Consider the following 16,049-nt stretch of genomic DNA (forward strand, 5'->3'; position numbering starts at 1 on the left):
CCGAACGGCCGTACGAACCAGCCTTTTTGCCTGTTGCCCATTTGCAATCGGTTTCTTATTTTGTTAGGGTGGGTAACTGTGTTCATAATAAATCGTTTTGATAAGGGGGAACCATGAAAAAAGTCACGAAAGTTTTTTATATCACTCTCGCTTTGATTGCCATGGCGGTCCTGTTCGGCGTTGTGATGCCGGAACAGTATGAAACGGCCACAGGCAACATCCAGGCCTTTATACTTACCAATTTCGGCTGGTATTATCTGCTTCTCATGGCCGCATTGGTACTCGTCTCGCTGTTTTTCGCGCTGAGTCCGTACGGACGGATCCGGCTCGGGAAAGACACCGACCGTCCTGATTTCTCAACACCGACCTGGCTGGCCATGCTATTTTCCGCCGGCATGGGAATCGGGCTCGTCTTCTACGGGGCAGCCGAACCGCTGACTCATTTCGCTGTAAATCCGCCTACAGAAGAACCCGGCACGGAAGCCGCCCTTAAGGACAGCCTGGTGTCGACCTATCTGCATTGGGGTATTCTTCCTTGGGCCATGTATGGCCTTACTGCTCTCGCGCTTGCCTTTTTCCAGTTCCGCAAAAATGAACCCGGTTTAATTTCTGCAACAATGAAGCCGATTTTCGGCGACAAGATGAATGGCCCTTGGGGAATCGCTGTCGACGTGCTCGCCGTTTTCGCTACCGCATTCGGGGTCGCTTCGTCACTCGGCTTCGGTGCTGTACAAATTAACGGGGGCTTGAATCATCTATTCGGCGTAGAAGTCGGCTTTCCTGCGCAGTTCGCGATCATCTCGGTCGTGACCGTCCTGTTCATGATCTCCGCCTGGTCAGGCCTCAGCAAAGGGATCAAGTACCTGTCCAACACGAATATGGTGCTCGCCGTGCTTCTGCTGATTTTCGTAGTCATTGTTGGCCCGACACTGATGATCCTGAACCTGTTCACGGAAACACTCGGTACCCATTTCCAGAACCTGATCCAGCTGAGTTTCCGCTCCGCTCCTCTATCAGGGGACAACCGGGACTTTGTTGAAGGCTGGACGATCTTCTATTGGGCATGGTGGATCTCCTGGTCACCGTTTGTCGGCATGTTCATCGCCCGTGTCTCGAGGGGCCGGACGATCCGGGAATTTCTGCTGGCCATCATCTTTGTCCCGACACTGTTTTCGATTTTCTGGTTTGCCTCCTTCGGAACAACGGCAGCCAGCGTCCACAATTCGGGAACCGATCTGAGCGGGCTCGCAACAGAACTTGTACTATTTAATGTCTTCGACCAGCTCCCGATGTCGATCATCTTGTCCCTCATCGCCATCTTGCTGATTTCATCGTTCTTTATCACGTCCGCGGATTCGGCGACCTTCGTCCTCGGCATCCAGTCAACGAACGGATCCCTGACCCCGCCAAACCAGGTCAAGCTGATGTGGGGCGTGGCGCAGTCCGGAATTGCCGCCCTTCTTTTATATGTCGGCGGACTTCAGGCCATCCAGAACACGATCATCATTGCAGCCCTGCCGTTTTCGGTCATCCTGATTCTGATGGTGTACAGTACCTACAAGGCACTTAAACAGGAACGACGCCGTATGGAAGACCTTGCAAAAGGAAAGCAGATCCGTAATAAATGACGGCAAAAACATGCCCGCTTTCCGACAAAAAGGGGAAGCGGGCAGCTTTTCTGAGGTGTACGAATAAAAAAATTTCAGATAAATCGTTTTGCCTTTGTTTCGAAAGTCTGGTATGGTGGTAAGCTGATTGTCAGGCCATATTATTCATAGGGGGAATCATGAAGAAAGTCTCAAATGTATTTTATATAACTGTCGCCATTATCGCACTGACTGTTGTCTTCGGCGTCATCGCGCCCAAAACGTATGAACAGGTTACAACCAACATCCAGTCCTTTGTCTCCACGGCATTTGGCTGGTATTATCTGTTGCTGTTTGCCGCGTTCCTTATTCTCGCAATTATTGTCGCAGTAAGCCCTTACGGCAGAATCCGGCTCGGAAAGGACACCGACCGTCCTGACTTTTCAACAGCCACATGGGTGGCCATGCTGTTTTCTGCCGGAATGGGCATCGGACTCGTCTTCTACGGCGCGTCCGAACCGATCTCCCATTATGTGGTCAATCCCCCGACGGAAGAGCCGGGTACAGGCGCGGCCCTGAAGGAAGGCCTGACCTATTCGTACCTGCATTGGGGCGCGCCGATCTGGGCCATGTACGGCATTACCGCACTGGCACTCGCCTTCTTCCAGTTCCGTAAAGACGAACCCGGGTTAATTTCGTCAACATTGAAGCCGATTTTCGGTGATAAGATGAACGGCCCATGGGGAGTTGTCGTCGATGTGCTCGCTGTTTTTGCAACTGCATTCGGTGTTGCGACTTCCCTCGGCTTCGGTGCTGTCCAAATTAACGCAGGGCTGAATCACCTATTCGGGATCGAGATCGGATTCACTTCCCAATTCGCCATCATCGTGGCCGTGACCATTCTATTCATCATTTCCGCCTGGTCGGGACTCAGCAAGGGGATCAAGTACCTGTCGAACACGAACATGGTGCTGGCAGTTATTCTGCTGATCATCGTTGTTGTGGTCGGTCCTACACTTATGATTTTCAACATCTTCACGGAAACATTCGGACTTTATCTTGTGAATATGCTGGAAATGAGCTTCCGGACCGCACCGCTTGCCGAAGATAACCGCAGCTTCGTCGATGGCTGGACCATCTTCTACTGGGCATGGTGGGTTTCCTGGGCTCCATTCGTCGGCATGTTCATCGCACGCATATCCCGCGGACGGACTATCCGGGAATTTCTGCTTGGCGTCATTATCATCCCGACGTTATTTGTTTCATTCTGGTTTGCAGCTTTCGGCTCGACGGCGGCCTCTGTCCATGACTCTGGCACAGACTTGAGCGCGTTGTCGTCGGAACTGGTCCTGTTCAACATGTTTGACCAGCTTCCACTGTCCATCGTGTTGTCGGTCATTGCGATTCTTCTTATCGCTTCGTTCTTCATCACCTCGGCAGACTCGGCCACCTTCGTCCTCGGGATGCAGTCGACCAAAGGCTCACTGACACCGCCAAATCAGGTGAAGTTCGTCTGGGGAATTGCCCAGTCGGCCATTGCGATCCTCTTGCTGTATGTCGGCGGCCTTCAGGCGATCCAGAACACCATCATCATCGCCGCCCTTCCTTTCTCCTTCGTCATGATCCTCATGACCATCGGGATCTTGAAGGCCCTGAAGGAAGAACGCAGAAGGATGGAAAAGCTCGCAAAAGGAAAATAAATTCAGCACCACACAGCCTGCAATCAAAGAAGAAAAAACGGAACGCCCGCTCCCCGGATTGATATGCTCCCCTCAAAGCAGACAGAGTAAAAAACAAAACTCTGTTTACTTTGGGGGGAGCTTTTCCTATGGCTTACAAAGGATATTCATTTGATGAAAAGATGAAGGTCATCCAGGCTTGTGAAAGTGGAATCTCGAAAGCACGACTCTGCCGGCAGTTTGGATTGTCAGAAAGCACAATAAAACAGTGGCTAATCCAATATGAAGCGTTTGGAGAAGCTGGTCTTAAGCCCCGATCGAAGTGGAGTTCTTATTCGAAGGAACTGAAGCTCTCGGCAATCAACGATTACTTAAGCGGTCGACTGACCCCTAGTGAAATTGTCATCAAATACGGGATTAGCGACCGTTCTGTTTTGAGGGATTGGCTAAAAAAGTATAATGGTCATGGAGAAGTCCCCAAGGGACTTAAGGAACGGAGGGATCCCATGACCAAGGGAAGGAAGACAACCTGGGAAGAGCGGATTGAGATTGCCCAGCAGTGTATCGCATCCGGCAAGGACTATCAGGGAACAGCGGAGACTTACAGGGTCTCCTATAATCAGGTCTACCAATGGGTGAAGAAATACGAAGAAGGCCAAGAAGAAGCTCTTAAAGACGGACGCGGACGCAAAAAGGCAGACGAAGAGCTGACCAGCGAGCAGCGTCTGAAGTTGGAGATCAAGCGGATCGAGAAGGAGAATGAGCGTCTTCGAGCTCAAAATGCACTCTTAAAAAAGTTGGACGAAATCGAAAGGAGGCGTTTCTAAGCGGAGTCCGGCAGGAAAACCGTTATCTGGCCATACGCGAAGTCCATGAGTCAGATGGTCATCCGATTGAATTATTGTGTGAACTCGCTGGAGTTGGCCGATCGTCCTACTATCAATGGCTGAACCGAGTTCCCACGGAAGAAGAAGAATTGAATCAGGAACTTCTTACAGACATCCGGGAGATTCACAAGGAGCGCAAAGGGATCTACGGTTACCGCCGAATGAAGATGGTCCTTGAACGTAAACATGGCCGCAAATTCAATCTCAAGCGGGTATATCGCCTGATGAGACTGGCAGGAATCCAATCGGTCATCCGCCGGAAAAAGAAACGCTATTTGCCATCAACTGCGCAGCACGTGGCAGAGAACCTCCTGAACCGGGAATTCCTCGCGGACAAGCCGAATCAGAAATGGGTTACGGACGTCACGGAGTTCAAGTACGGTGTTGAATCCAAGGCATACTTGAGTGCAATCCGAGACCTCCATGACGGTTCCATCGTTTCTTATGTCCTGGGCCGTTCCAACAACAATGCATTGGTATTCGAGACATTGGATCAAGCCCTGCGGGCAGAGCCTGGTGCCCAGCCAATTCTCCACAGTGACCGAGGATTCCAATACACCAGTAGGCAATTCAAGATCAAATTAGAAAAGGCTGGCATCACGCAAAGCATGTCCAGGGTAGGCCGGTGCATCGACAATTCGCCGATGGAGTCTTTTTGGGGAGCCTTAAAATGCGAAGAATATTATTTAAGTACCTATCAATCGTTTGATGAGCTTAAGGAAGCCGTTGAAGCCTATATCCATTTTTATAACCACGAACGTTTTCAGGAACGACTAAACGGCCTCAGTCCGATTGAATATAGGACTGAAGCCGCTTAAATCAATTTTACTTATTTACTCTGTCTGCTTGACCGGGTGCAGTTCAGATGGAGTGGGCGTTCCGCTGTTTTAGTCCAGAATCGGACGGCGATTTCAGAATGCAGTAACCATCATCAGACCCGCATATGCAGCTGCAATAAATCCAATTCCCGCTGCGGCGACCAGCCACTTCGGAAGCTCCCGCCGGCCGCCGATCAAAAGCAATAGCAGAAGGAGCGTGGCGATGACCAGAATCAGAAGACCTTCCGGATTCGGATCCAACCGGGCACGGATTGAGGATCCCGCCGGACCGGAAAGCCATTCGGCCAGCGGGGCTGCACCTTCCCTGGCAAACGTCGAGTTCACGTCATGGGGCGGAGCCAGCTTGCTCATGAAGGCGGTGAACAGCAGGACAAAGCCGAGGAGCAGGCTTTCTGTTTTCAGCCAATGCATCACCGGCCTTTCCGACCGTAAAAGGAAACCGTTCACCAATGCCGCAGCAAGCAGCGGCAAGATGCTCAGATGCTTCAGGAGGAGCATCTGGCCATAGGGCAGCATCCATGAAGAAGCATAGTCGTCAGCCCTGACGACAAACAGCATAAGGAAAATCCCCGTACCGATGATAATGGCCATCAGTACAACGGAAAATGGCGTGAACCAACGGATAAACGCCCGCCAGTTCATCGTTTCAGACGGCCGCCAGGCGATGATGAGCAAAATACCGGCCCAGACGGATAGCACTGCCAGATGCACCGCGTGGCCGGTCAATCCGGGCTGTCCGTGGGTGCTCGCTGAATGGCTGCCGTATGCAATGGCGATAAATGCCAGAGCCATCAGAACGGCCTGTATGGAGGCATTGGCCCTGAAGCCGATGGCCGCGATCAGCAGAACGGCCAGAACCACAATCGCCAAAAAGGTGTGTCCGGCCCGGAATCGTGCAGCGATATCCAGGAAGGCGGACAGGCGCTCCCCTGCCGGTGCCAGCATTATGGCCAGCTGGACGACCGGTGCTGCGGCCAGCACCGGTATAAAGGCGGCAGCGACCATCTTCTGCCGTCCGGTGATACGGATTTCCGGCTTCCGTCCGTCCGGCACGAACTCAAGGGCAATCGCACCCGTCAAAAAGGCCATCACCAGATAAAGCAGGAAATCTGACAGCGCGGTATAAGCAATCATCGTTTCTTACGGAGTGAGAAGAAGATGACCGCAATCAGGATCAGCACGACTGCAATAAGAACGCCTGTCATCATCCCGTTGCCGCTTTCTTCGTCTGCAGTCTCCGTGACGTCATCAGCTGTTTCTTCTGAAACTGCGGTTTCTTCTTCCACAGAGGCGTCTTCTTCCCCGTTGCTTTCCTCCTGTCCGGCCGGTTCCTGCACGTTGCCGTCTGCAGGCTGCTCTTCCTCCGCAGTGATGCCCGCCGCAACGGTGAAGGAGAGCTCGCCGCTGATCGGATGGCCGTCTTCACTGATGACCTCCCATCCGAGTGTCCATTCCCCGTCCGGCAGCGGAGCGGACAGAATGCCCGTCAGCCGGTCCCCCTCTACCACCATCTCCCGGAATTCCGCTTCGCCTTCTCCTCCCGTCAGAATCAGCTTGCTGCCTTCCTCGATGCCGGCACTGAATGTCAGGACGATCTCTTCAAGCGGTTCCGTCACCGTCGCCCCGTCTTCCGGCACCGATGTCTCCATATGGGAGTGCGCCAAAGCCCCGGACGGCAAAATCATTACAAAAAGAATAGTGAGCAACAGTTTTCTCATGCTTTCCCCTGCTTTCAGTTGATTGATGTTTTTCTCGTGATTATCTAACTTCACTCTAAAACAGACTGCCGGATCCGACAAGCAGAAACCACCCGCCACCGCTCCATACCACTTCCACTCTTTCCCGTTGACCTGATGAAAAACCTGTAATAAGATTGAACTTCGGGCTTTTTTCCCGCGCGGTTCGTAACCATCCCGCGAAAACAAAACTAGGGGAGAGAAAATAGATGAAAGTCAAAACGATGGCTGTCAATGCCGTCATTGCCGCATTATACCTCGCCGTCACGGCGCTCATCGCGCCGTTCGGCTTCACGAATATCCAGTTCCGTGTATCCGAGATGTTCAACCACCTCGTCGTATTCAACAAGAAATACCTGATCGGAATTGTCCTCGGCGTGTTCATCTCGAACCTGCTATTATCGACGCTCGGCTGGTATGACCTGACGTTTGGCGTGGCGCATTCCCTGTTCTCGCTTGCGATTACAGTCGTCCTCTGCAAGTTCGTCAAAGGCCGCGTGAAAGGCATGGTCGCGAACACGCTCGTCTTCACGTTCACGATGTTCATCATCGCGATTGAACTGAAGCTGGCACTCGGCTTTCCGTTCTGGTTCACCTACGCCACACTGGCCATCAGCGAATTTGTCGTCATGATTGTCGGTGTACCGGTCATGAATGCGTTGAACAAACGGCTCGACTTCAGCCGAATGATTGTAGACTGATCCATTTAAAGCCCCGGTGGTAAGCCGGGGCTTTATTTTATGTTTAGGGAACTGTCCGCGTACTTAATCGTATAGTAGTCAGAAGGGGAGTGATCCGATGAAAAGATACTACCGATCCACACGTGAAAAACAGCTGTCGGGTGTTCTTGGCGGTCTCAGCGAACGGTTCGGAATCGATGTGAGCATCCTCCGCATCGTCACCGTCCTATCCGGATTTTTCACTTCCGGGATCACCTGGCTGATTTATTTGATTGCCGCCATCGTGATGCCGACGGACAAACAGCTGGACTGATCAGGGATGAAAAAAGCGATGCCGCCGGGGCATCGCTTTTTTGGTTATTCCTTATCCGCGACAAGACCGTCGAATTCAGGTGCTTCCTTCAGGAACTCGAGTTCATAGGAAGAGTTACCGAATTCCTTGAGGACTGCTTCGTTGACGTCCGTCGTGTACGTAATGCGGCTCATCGCCTGTTCAACGATTTTCGCATCCATCTCCTGGTTTGTCAGGTCTTTGATGGAGTCGATCGCGATTTTCTGTGCTTTTTCCGGGTTGTCGTTGATATACGCAACCGATTCATTGTGCGCTTCAAGCAATTTCGCCGCAAGTTCCGGCTTTTCTTCCGTCAGTTTGTTGTTGGCAACGAGGACCGTATTCGGGAGGCTTTCCCCGTATGCAATGTCTTCCGTGCTGATGATGACTTTCGCGCCGTTGTCGACGAGGATCGAAGCCCATGGCTCAGGAACCGCTGCAAGATCGACCTTGCCGGATTCGAACATCGCCTGGTAGGACGCCGGGTTGCCGGTCACGTGATTAAGCGAGCCGCCGATCCGGGACGATGCAAGCTCATCGTTGCCAAGCTGCTGAAGGTACGTTTCAAACTGAACATCATGCGTGCATCCGATACCCGGTGTGATGAATGTCTTGCCTGCCATGTCTTCGACCGATTCGACGCCGCTTTTCTCGCTGGCGACGACGACCGTGCCGCCGGAAGATGCGCCCGCGAGCACTTTCACTTCCGCTCCGTTAGAGAAATTGTTCAGGACAGGGCCGGGACCGACGAGGCCGGCATCGATTTCACCCGACTTGAGTGCAGCCATGAATGTGCCGCCGTCAGGGAACGTGATGTAATCGAGCTCAACGTCATCGCCGAGCTTTTCTTCGTAATAGCCGTTTTCCCTTGCGACCATTGCAGGCGCGTGGTCAATGTTCGGGAAGTAGCCGATGATCATCTTCTCCTTGTCTCCGCCTCCTGCATTGTCTCCGCCCCCGCACGCCGCGAGCAACGTGATGATGCCGAGCATAAATGCTCCAAGCCACCATTTCTTCAAATCCAACATCCCCTTTCCGGGTCCTGGCCCGGTTATTCATTAATTATTGAAATTCCTTAACGCATAAACTCCGTCACGCGGACGGTTCAAGCCCCCACTTCACCCTGACCTGCTGTTCAAAGCGCTGGAACAGCAGCAGGTCGACCGTGACACCGATGACGCCGATGACAATCATGATGCCGAGCACCATGTCCATCCGGCCGAAGTCGGAAGCGTATTTTAATGTGTAGCCAAGTCCCGGACCGGTGCTGAGAAGTTCGCCGGCCATGAGTGCGCGCCAGCCGAATGCCCAGGCAAGACGGGTGCCTGTGACGAAATACGGTACCGACGCCGGCAGCATGACCCGGAAAAACAGATCCGGTCCGGACGCGCCCATCGTCTGCGCAGCCTTCAGATAAATCGGAGAGACGTTCTGGATGCCGGTACGCACGTTGATCGTCATAACGATCGCCGCACCGAGTACGATGATGAAGATGACCGACTTTTCGTTCAGGCCGAACCACATGATCGCAAGCGGCAGCCAGACGATGCTCGGGATACTCTGCAGCGCGAGGATAAGTGAGCCGAGCGTTTCGTCGGCCGTCTTCGACTTCGCGAGCAGAATGCCGAGCAGCAGACCGATCAGGAGGGCAATCGCGAGGCCGACAAGCAGCCTCGTGAAGCTTGCCCCGAGATCACGGAACAGCGTGCCGTCCGCAATCATTTCACCGAGTGCGCCAAAGACATCGGTCGGTGCCGGCAGGAGGACCGCCGGAACCTGGAACAGCCGGACAGCGAGTTCCCAGACCAGAAACAGGGAGACGAAGAAGACGAGACGCTTAATAACCAACCGCATGGCTTTGTTCCTCTTCTTCGACTTTGTCGTTTTCCGTCTTCAGCAGTCCGAGAATCGATTCCTCATAGGCTGCCATCTCTTTCAGATGGCCTTCCCTCGGGCGCTCCAGTTTGACTTCGATGTCCTGCAGGACGCGGCCGGGATGGGTGCCCATGACGATAATGCGGTCTGAAAGCCGGACGGCTTCCTGGATGCTGTGCGTGACGAAAATAATCGTCTTTTTCGTTTCGATCCAGATTTCTTCGAGCACGCCCTGGAGCCGCATCCGGGTCTGCTCATCCAGCGCGCCGAACGGTTCATCCATGAGGAGCACAGCAGGATCCATAGCCAGCGCACGCGCGATTGACACCCGCTGCTGCATGCCGCCCGACAGCTCATGCGGATGATGGCCCGCATACTGGCTCAATTGCACGAGACGGAGGTATTTCTTGGCGGTTTCACGCGCTTCTTCTTTAGGCATGCCCTTCAGAGGGAACATTACATTCTCCTCAACAGTCAGCCAGGGAAACAGCGCCGCCTGCTGGAATACCATGCCCCGCTCCTTGCCCGGCTTCACGATGTCGCGGCCGTCCAGCTGGAGTACACCCGAATCCGGACGGTTCAGTCCGGCAACGATGTTCAGCAGCGTCGACTTGCCGCAGCCTGATGGTCCAAGCAGTGATACGAACTCGCCTTCCCGGACATCGACGCTGATGTCTTTAAGCACTTGTTCGCGCCGGCCGTCCTTTCCGAAGCTTTTTTGTATTCCATCTATCTTAAGGAACATCATTGCACTTCCTTCTAATCTAAAATTATAATCCATATCGAATTACTAAGTTTTAAGCATAATCATACCTCAAAACGTCAAGATGTCAATGGATGCATCTTGGAAATCAGACGAGTTGCCTGCATTATTTATTTAAACTATACTTTGTAAATAGGAATTAACTCCATCGTATGTAAGAAAGGCGGAATCTGCCATGAAAATCGTCCAGTCCATTTTGGACCTGATCGGCAACACCCCCGCCGTCCGGCTCAATAAAATTCCCGAAGCGGACGGTGCGAATGTATATATCAAGCTGGAATCATTTAATCCTGGCGGCAGTGTAAAGGACCGCGCAGCATTGAATATGATCGAGCGGGCCGAAGCTGAAGGCAAGCTGATCCCGGGAAAAAGCACAGTCATTGAGCCGACGTCCGGCAACACAGGGATCGGCCTCGCCATGGTATGCGCGGCCAAAGGCTACCGGTGCATCATGACGATGCCAGACAACGCGACCGCGGAACGGGTGAAAATCCTGAAGGCATACGGCGCGGAAGTGTATTCGACGCCTGCAGCCGAACGCATGAACGGCGCCATCGCCAAGGCGGAAGAACTGGCTGCGGACATTCCGGACGCATTCATCCCGATGCAGTTCGAGAATCCGGCAAACTCGGATGCCCACCGCGGCACGACCGCCGTAGAAATCCTGGACGCATTTGACGGGAAGCTCGATGCCTTCGTCCTGACGGCGGGCACCGGCGGCACCGTGACCGGCACCGGTGAAGAGCTGAAAAAACAGATCCCGGACCTGAAAATCTATGTCGTCGAGCCGAAGGGGTCACCCGTCCTGTCCGGCGGAGAACCCGGCCCGCATAAAATCCCGGGTACCGGCCCGGGATTTGTCCCGGCCATCCTTAACCGCGACGTTTACGACGAGATCCTCCTCATCGAAGACGGCGACGCCCAGGTGATGGCTCGGCGCTTGGCCGCGGAAGAAGGCATCTTCGTCGGTGCCTCCGCGGCGGCATCCGCCCACTTCGCCGTCCAGATCGCCAAGAAGCTGCCGAAAGGCGCCAACGTCCTCTGTCTCGCGCCGGACACGGGCGAGCGGTACCTGTCGTCTGACCTGTTTCCTGAATAAAAGGAGATCCCCGAATTTACCGGGGATCTCCTTTTTTGTGGCCGGCGCGCAGCCGCCGCTCGTATTCTTCAAGCTTAGGGGGCTATTCTTCAAACTCGGGCGGTTATTCTTCAAACTCGGAGGGCTATTCTTCAAACTCAGTTCCCCGCAACACAAAAGCGATGCCCCGCTCAAGGCGAGGCATCGCTTTTTTCATGAACGGGTTACGAGTTCGCGAAAGGTGGCGTGTTTCCGCAGCAGCACCGCTGCGTCCTCGACCATCACGCTCGCGGTCGGCAGCATGCCTGCCCCAGGGCCGATGACGGTGAGCGTTCCGGCGTAGGCCGTTTCGATGGCGACGGCGTTGTCGACGCCGTCGATGCCGTACAGCGGATGGTCCGGGCCGATCAGCACCGGGCCGACGGATGCCTGGATGGAACCGTCTTCCCCGCGGCGGACATCCGCGATATGGCGGTAGCGGAGGCCCTGGCGGTCTGCGTCGATCACTTCGTCAAGAGAAAGCGCATCGATGCCTTCCATCGGCACGTTCTCCCAGTCCGGCTGCTCACCGAACGACAGGCCGCTCAGGATCATCAACTTGCAGAAGGCATCGAACCCGGACACGTCATTGGTCGGGTCCGCTTCGGCATAGCCGAGTTCCTGCGCTTCCTTCAGAACTTCCTCGAAGGTACACGATTCCTTGCGCATCTTCGTCAGAATAAAGTTCGAAGTTCCGTTCAGAATGCCCTGGATGCCGGTCACTTCGTTGGAAAGGTTCAGGTTATCGATCGTTTTGATCACCGGAACGCCGCCTGCGACGGTTGCCTCATATCCGATGCCGGTCCCCTGTTCCCTGGCTTGCCGTTCAAGTGCAGGAGCAGCTTTGGCGTACATCACTTTATTCGCAGTTACGACATGACAGCCGGCGGCGATCGCCTGCTCCAGATAGGTGCGTGCCGGCTCTTCGCCGACGATCGCTTCGAAAACGACCTTCAGATCCGGGATGGCCAGGATCTCCTCAAACCGGTCGGTAATGAGGACTCCCGGGGTCTCAGGGCGGGTTTTATCCAAGTCGCGGACGAGGATGGCAGCAATTTCGATCGGGGAACCGATCGTTTTCTCAAGTTGTTGTTTCCGTTCATTCACGATTGTATAAATGCCTTGGCCGACCGTACCGAATCCAAGGATGGCCGCTTTCACTGGAGCCATGGGCGAACACCTCCGACATAAAGATTCCTTCCAATATAACAAGTTCCGCCCCATAAGGAAACCCCCGGGGCGGGAAAATTTAAAATAGTTTAAACATTATATATTAATTTAAGCTTTGACTGGCGCCGCTGCTTCAATCGCCTGTTTCAGGTCGGCGATGATGTCTTCGACGTTCTCGAGACCGACGGAGAGGCGGACAAGTTCTTCAGTTGTGCCTGTTTTCTTCAGGTCTTCCGCCGACAGCTGCTGGTGCGTTGTAGATGCCGGGTGGATGATGAGCGAGCGTGCGTCGCCGACGTTCGCGACATGCGAGAACAGCTTCACGTTGTCGATCAGCTTGCGGCCCGCTTCGCGTCCGCCTTTGATGCCGAAGATGACGACCGATCCGGCGCCGCTCTTCAGGTACTTTTTGGAGAGTTCGTACGACGGGTGCTCTTCGAGGCCGTTGTACTGGACCCACTCGACAGATGGGTGATCCTTCAGCCATTCCGCAACTTTCTGAGCGTTTTCGTTGTGCCGCTGGATGCGGAGGTGCAACGTCTCAAGTCCCTGAAGGAAGAGGAACGCATTATCCGGGCTGAGTGTCGGGCCAAAGTCGCGGAGCAGCTGCACACGGAGGCGTGTTGCGAATGCGGCCTGCGCCGTGTCGATGCCGTAGCGGAGGCCGTGGTAAGTCTCATCCGGCTCTGTATAGCCAGGGTGGCGTCCCTGTGTCCAGTCGAATTTGCCCGCGTCAACAGCTACGCCACCGACGCCGCGGCCGTGTCCGCCGATCCATTTTGTTGCGGAGTGAACGACAACATCCGCACCATGCTCAATCGGGTTCGAGCCATAAGGCGAAGCGAATGTGGAGTCAATGATGAGCGGCAGGCCGTTTTCATGCGCGATGTTCGCAACAGCTTCCACATCAAGGACATTCAGGCTCGGGTTGCCGATGATTTCGCCAAAGATCGCCTTTGTCTTGTCGTTGATCGCCGCTCGGAAGTTTTCAGGGTCTGTCGAGTCGACGAACTTCACGTTGATGCCATAGCGCGGAAGTGTCACCGCGAACAGGTTGTATGTTCCGCCGTAAAGGTTTGCCGCGGAAACGATTTCGTCACCGGCCTGTGCAACGTTCAGGATCGAGAACGCGATTGCCGCCATCCCGGAAGAAAGTGCAACGGCAGCCGTGCCGCCTTCCAGTTCCGCGATGCGCTTTTCGAACGCGTCTACTGTCGGGTTCATGATGCGGGAGTAGATGTTGCCGGACTCTTTTAGGGCGAACAGGTTCTGCGCGTGCTCTGTGTCACGGAATGCGTAAGCTGTCGTGCGGTAGACCGGTACGGCGATCGCGCCTGTTGTCGGATCCGGCTCCTGGCCTCCGTGCACGAGAATCGTTTCTGGTTTAAAGTTTGTCATATTGATTTCCTCCTAAAGGTATGGTTTCGATGGAAACACGATAGGAGAGGAGGTTTTGTCTTTTCGGAAAATGAAAAACCCTCTTCTCTGATAGGAAGAGGGCCGATGCGAACACGCCGCATGCCTCCCCTTATCTGTCAGATCCGCTCCCGGATCTGTAGGAATTAGCACCTTTGCAGACATGGTCTGCCGGTTGCCGGGCTTCGCAGGGCCTATTCCCTCCGCCGCTCTTGATAAGAGTATTCTGATTTTGTTTTCCATCTGGTAAACAGTATAGGACTGTGCAGCGGGCAAAGTCAAGTGTATTTTTCAGAAAAAACATGAAACGTTTCTGCCTTCTCATCCGTTAACTTAGGAGACTGCCGATCCGAGGAGGAATTCTATGAAAACCTGGAGAGATAAGCTGGAAGCAAATGGACTAGCCGAATACATCGCGCCATTCTCCGAACTGGCGAAGCCGGGCTTCCGACTAAATAAAGAAGACGCCGCCGGGACGCTGGCGCCCGGTGCATCGAAGTTCGGAGGCGCGCCGGACCTTCCGCCTGATGTAGAGATCCCGTCCAAAGACGGCAAGCCGCTCACGCTGATTGCGCAGATCAACCTGTCGGACGCAGCGCTTGCCGGAGATGTTCACCCGCTTCCCGACACAGGCATCCTGTCTTTCTTCTATGACACCGAGGAACAGCCGTGGGGCGGCGATGAGTCTGACCGGAGCGGTTGGAAGGTCCTTTATCATGAAGATCCGACCAGACTTGAACGGTGTGATGTGCCGGAAGAGCGGATGCTTCCGGAATTCGCTGCCGTCTTCCACGCCGTGGAAACGCTGGATGCCGATGCAATCATCGGGATGGACTTCGATGACGAGGCCGGCGAGGCGATCTTCGAGTTGCTGGAAGAAGATGCCCACCACCAGATGCTCGGTCATCCGTTTGCCGTGCAGAACCCGGTGTTCGCTGAAATCGCCCACTATGGCGACGGAATTGCAGACTGGGACGAAGCCGCGAAAGCGGCGGATGACTACGTCCTTCTTTTCCAGATGGATAGCGATGACGACCTGGATGCCGTCTGGGGCGACCTCGGCATGCTGTACTTCTGCATCCGGCAAGAAGACCTTGCTGAAAAGCGATTTGACCGTTCGCATATGATCATGCAGAGCGGCTGATGGCTGAATCCGCCTTATATTAGGATGAATGAACCTTAATATAAGGTATCCGCCAAGATTGGAGGCTGAAAACATGCCCGAATCCATGGGCTGGTTATGGATCGCCGTTGCGGTGATTGCCGGCTACCTGATCGGCAACATCCACGGATCCACCATTGCCGGACGGCTGTCCGGTGTAAATCTGAAAGAAACTGGCGTCAAAAACGCCGGTGCATCAAATGCGGCCATCGTCCTCGGCAAAAAATATGGCGCACTCGTCGCCGCCATCGACATCGGGAAAGGCATCGCGGCTGTGCTCCTCACCAGGGGCATCGCCACCTCGGCCGGACTCGGTCCTGAAGCAAGCGCACTGCTTGTTTTCGCGGTGGCGGCCGCGACGATCCTCGGGCATAACTTCCCATTCCATATGCGCTTTAATGGCGGTAAAGGGACGGCCACGGTCATCGGTGTGCTCCTCGGCTTTGACTGGAAAATCGGTCTTATCGGGCTTGCGCTGCTGATCCTCGTCTCTCTCGCAACCGACTTTCTCGTCTTCGGCGTCCTCATGCTGTATGTCACCTTCACTGTGACTGCCGTCGTTTTTGCTGCGGGAATCGGACCTGACCTGATTGCTGCCGGACTATTCGTGATGGCAATATGGAAGCATCTCGAGAACTTCCGCAGGATGCGGGCCGGCGAGGAAAAACGGGTGTCGTCGGTGTTTGGGAAAAAGAAGACGGCCTGAGAGAATTCCGCTCCGTCGCAAGAACCTGTTGCTTCCCGCGGTTTCGTCATTCGTGGACTCAGTTTCGTCATTCGTCCGCTTTCAGGACCCGAATGACGAGAT

Annotated in this window: 15 protein-coding genes and 2 riboswitches; of the genes, 8 read left to right on the plus strand and 7 right to left on the minus strand. The window is 54.3% G+C overall.

The window, feature by feature from the left end:
- Positions 1-113: 113 nt before the first annotated feature.
- The 3 genes from AC6CHQ_RS02950 (at position 114) to AC6CHQ_RS02960 (ending at position 4,970) form a co-directional block, all read left to right on the plus strand.
- Positions 114-1,628: a BCCT family transporter gene (locus AC6CHQ_RS02950; protein WP_092050464.1), complete on the plus strand. Its 1,515-nt coding sequence runs from the start codon at positions 114-116 to the stop codon at positions 1,626-1,628.
- A gap of 158 nt (positions 1,629-1,786) precedes the next feature.
- A complete protein-coding gene (locus AC6CHQ_RS02955) occupies positions 1,787-3,286 on the plus strand; it encodes a BCCT family transporter (protein ID WP_092050466.1) in 1,500 nt (499 codons plus the stop codon).
- 128 nt (positions 3,287-3,414) lie between these two features.
- Positions 3,415-4,970, plus strand: a protein-coding gene (locus tag AC6CHQ_RS02960) for an IS3 family transposase (RefSeq protein WP_498080850.1) whose coding sequence is annotated in 2 segments (ribosomal slippage) — positions 3,415-4,045 and positions 4,045-4,970 — 1,557 coding nt in all. Because the reading frame shifts where the segments join, the coding sequence is not laid out codon by codon here.
- A gap of 93 nt (positions 4,971-5,063) precedes the next feature.
- Here the strand turns inward: AC6CHQ_RS02960 and AC6CHQ_RS02965 are convergent.
- A complete protein-coding gene (locus AC6CHQ_RS02965; protein ID WP_251239878.1) occupies positions 5,064-6,125 on the minus strand; it encodes a CopD family protein in 1,062 nt (353 codons plus the stop codon).
- Positions 6,122-6,709 carry a copper resistance CopC family protein gene (locus AC6CHQ_RS02970; protein WP_498080851.1) on the minus strand — a complete coding sequence of 196 codons (588 nt, stop codon included), beginning with the start codon at positions 6,707-6,709 and terminating at the stop codon, positions 6,122-6,124. Before AC6CHQ_RS02970 ends, AC6CHQ_RS02965 begins: the two co-directional genes overlap by 4 nt.
- A gap of 173 nt (positions 6,710-6,882) precedes the next feature.
- Positions 6,883-6,928, plus strand: a riboswitch (PreQ1 riboswitch).
- An 8-nt stretch (positions 6,929-6,936) separates the two neighbouring features.
- On the opposite strand from AC6CHQ_RS02970, the gene AC6CHQ_RS02975 reads away from it, so the two are divergent.
- Complete coding sequence (locus tag AC6CHQ_RS02975; protein ID WP_498080852.1) at positions 6,937-7,428, plus strand: QueT transporter family protein; 492 nt, start codon at positions 6,937-6,939, stop codon at positions 7,426-7,428.
- A 97-nt stretch (positions 7,429-7,525) separates the two neighbouring features.
- Entirely contained in the window at positions 7,526-7,720 is a 195-nt protein-coding gene (locus AC6CHQ_RS02980; protein WP_498080853.1) for a PspC domain-containing protein, read from the plus strand.
- A gap of 44 nt (positions 7,721-7,764) precedes the next feature.
- On the opposite strand, the gene AC6CHQ_RS02985 is transcribed toward AC6CHQ_RS02980, so the two are convergent.
- The 3 genes from AC6CHQ_RS02985 to AC6CHQ_RS02995 all read right to left on the minus strand — a co-directional run bounded on the left by AC6CHQ_RS02985 (position 7,765) and on the right by AC6CHQ_RS02995 (position 10,358).
- A complete protein-coding gene (locus AC6CHQ_RS02985) occupies positions 7,765-8,766 on the minus strand; it encodes an ABC transporter substrate-binding protein (protein WP_498080854.1) in 1,002 nt (333 codons plus the stop codon).
- A gap of 64 nt (positions 8,767-8,830) precedes the next feature.
- Entirely contained in the window at positions 8,831-9,592 is a 762-nt protein-coding gene (locus tag AC6CHQ_RS02990) for an ABC transporter permease (RefSeq protein ID WP_498080855.1), read from the minus strand.
- On the minus strand, positions 9,576-10,358 hold the full coding sequence (locus AC6CHQ_RS02995; RefSeq protein ID WP_251239872.1) for an ABC transporter ATP-binding protein: 783 nt from the start codon (positions 10,356-10,358) through the stop codon (positions 9,576-9,578). The genes AC6CHQ_RS02990 and AC6CHQ_RS02995 overlap by 17 nt, the downstream gene beginning before the upstream one ends.
- 193 nt (positions 10,359-10,551) lie before the next feature.
- Here AC6CHQ_RS02995 and cysK point away from each other — a divergent pair, with 193 nt between their 5' ends.
- On the plus strand, positions 10,552-11,475 hold the full coding sequence (cysK, locus tag AC6CHQ_RS03000) for a cysteine synthase A (RefSeq protein WP_498080856.1): 924 nt from the start codon (positions 10,552-10,554) through the stop codon (positions 11,473-11,475).
- A gap of 192 nt (positions 11,476-11,667) precedes the next feature.
- Here cysK and AC6CHQ_RS03005 read toward each other — a convergent pair whose 3' ends face one another.
- Together AC6CHQ_RS03005 and AC6CHQ_RS03010 are read right to left on the minus strand one after the other, a co-directional pair.
- Entirely contained in the window at positions 11,668-12,663 is a 996-nt protein-coding gene (locus AC6CHQ_RS03005; RefSeq protein WP_498080857.1) for a homoserine dehydrogenase, read from the minus strand.
- Between the two features lie 108 nt (positions 12,664-12,771).
- Positions 12,772-14,061 (minus strand): O-acetylhomoserine aminocarboxypropyltransferase/cysteine synthase family protein, encoded by a 1,290-nt coding sequence (locus AC6CHQ_RS03010; RefSeq protein WP_251239869.1) that lies wholly within the window; start codon positions 14,059-14,061, stop codon positions 12,772-12,774.
- 127 nt (positions 14,062-14,188) lie between these two features.
- Positions 14,189-14,301: riboswitch (SAM riboswitch) on the minus strand.
- A 142-nt stretch (positions 14,302-14,443) separates the two neighbouring features.
- Between AC6CHQ_RS03010 and AC6CHQ_RS03015 the strand changes: the two genes are divergently transcribed.
- Together AC6CHQ_RS03015 and AC6CHQ_RS03020 are read left to right on the plus strand one after the other, a co-directional pair.
- Positions 14,444-15,223, plus strand: coding sequence for a YwqG family protein (locus AC6CHQ_RS03015; protein ID WP_498080858.1), 780 nt, complete (start codon positions 14,444-14,446; stop codon positions 15,221-15,223).
- A gap of 73 nt (positions 15,224-15,296) precedes the next feature.
- Positions 15,297-15,947 carry a glycerol-3-phosphate acyltransferase gene (locus AC6CHQ_RS03020; protein WP_498080859.1) on the plus strand — a complete coding sequence of 217 codons (651 nt, stop codon included), beginning with the start codon at positions 15,297-15,299 and terminating at the stop codon, positions 15,945-15,947.
- Positions 15,948-16,049: the final 102 nt, after the last annotated feature.

Source organism: Bhargavaea sp. GQ12, from assembly GCF_059758705.1.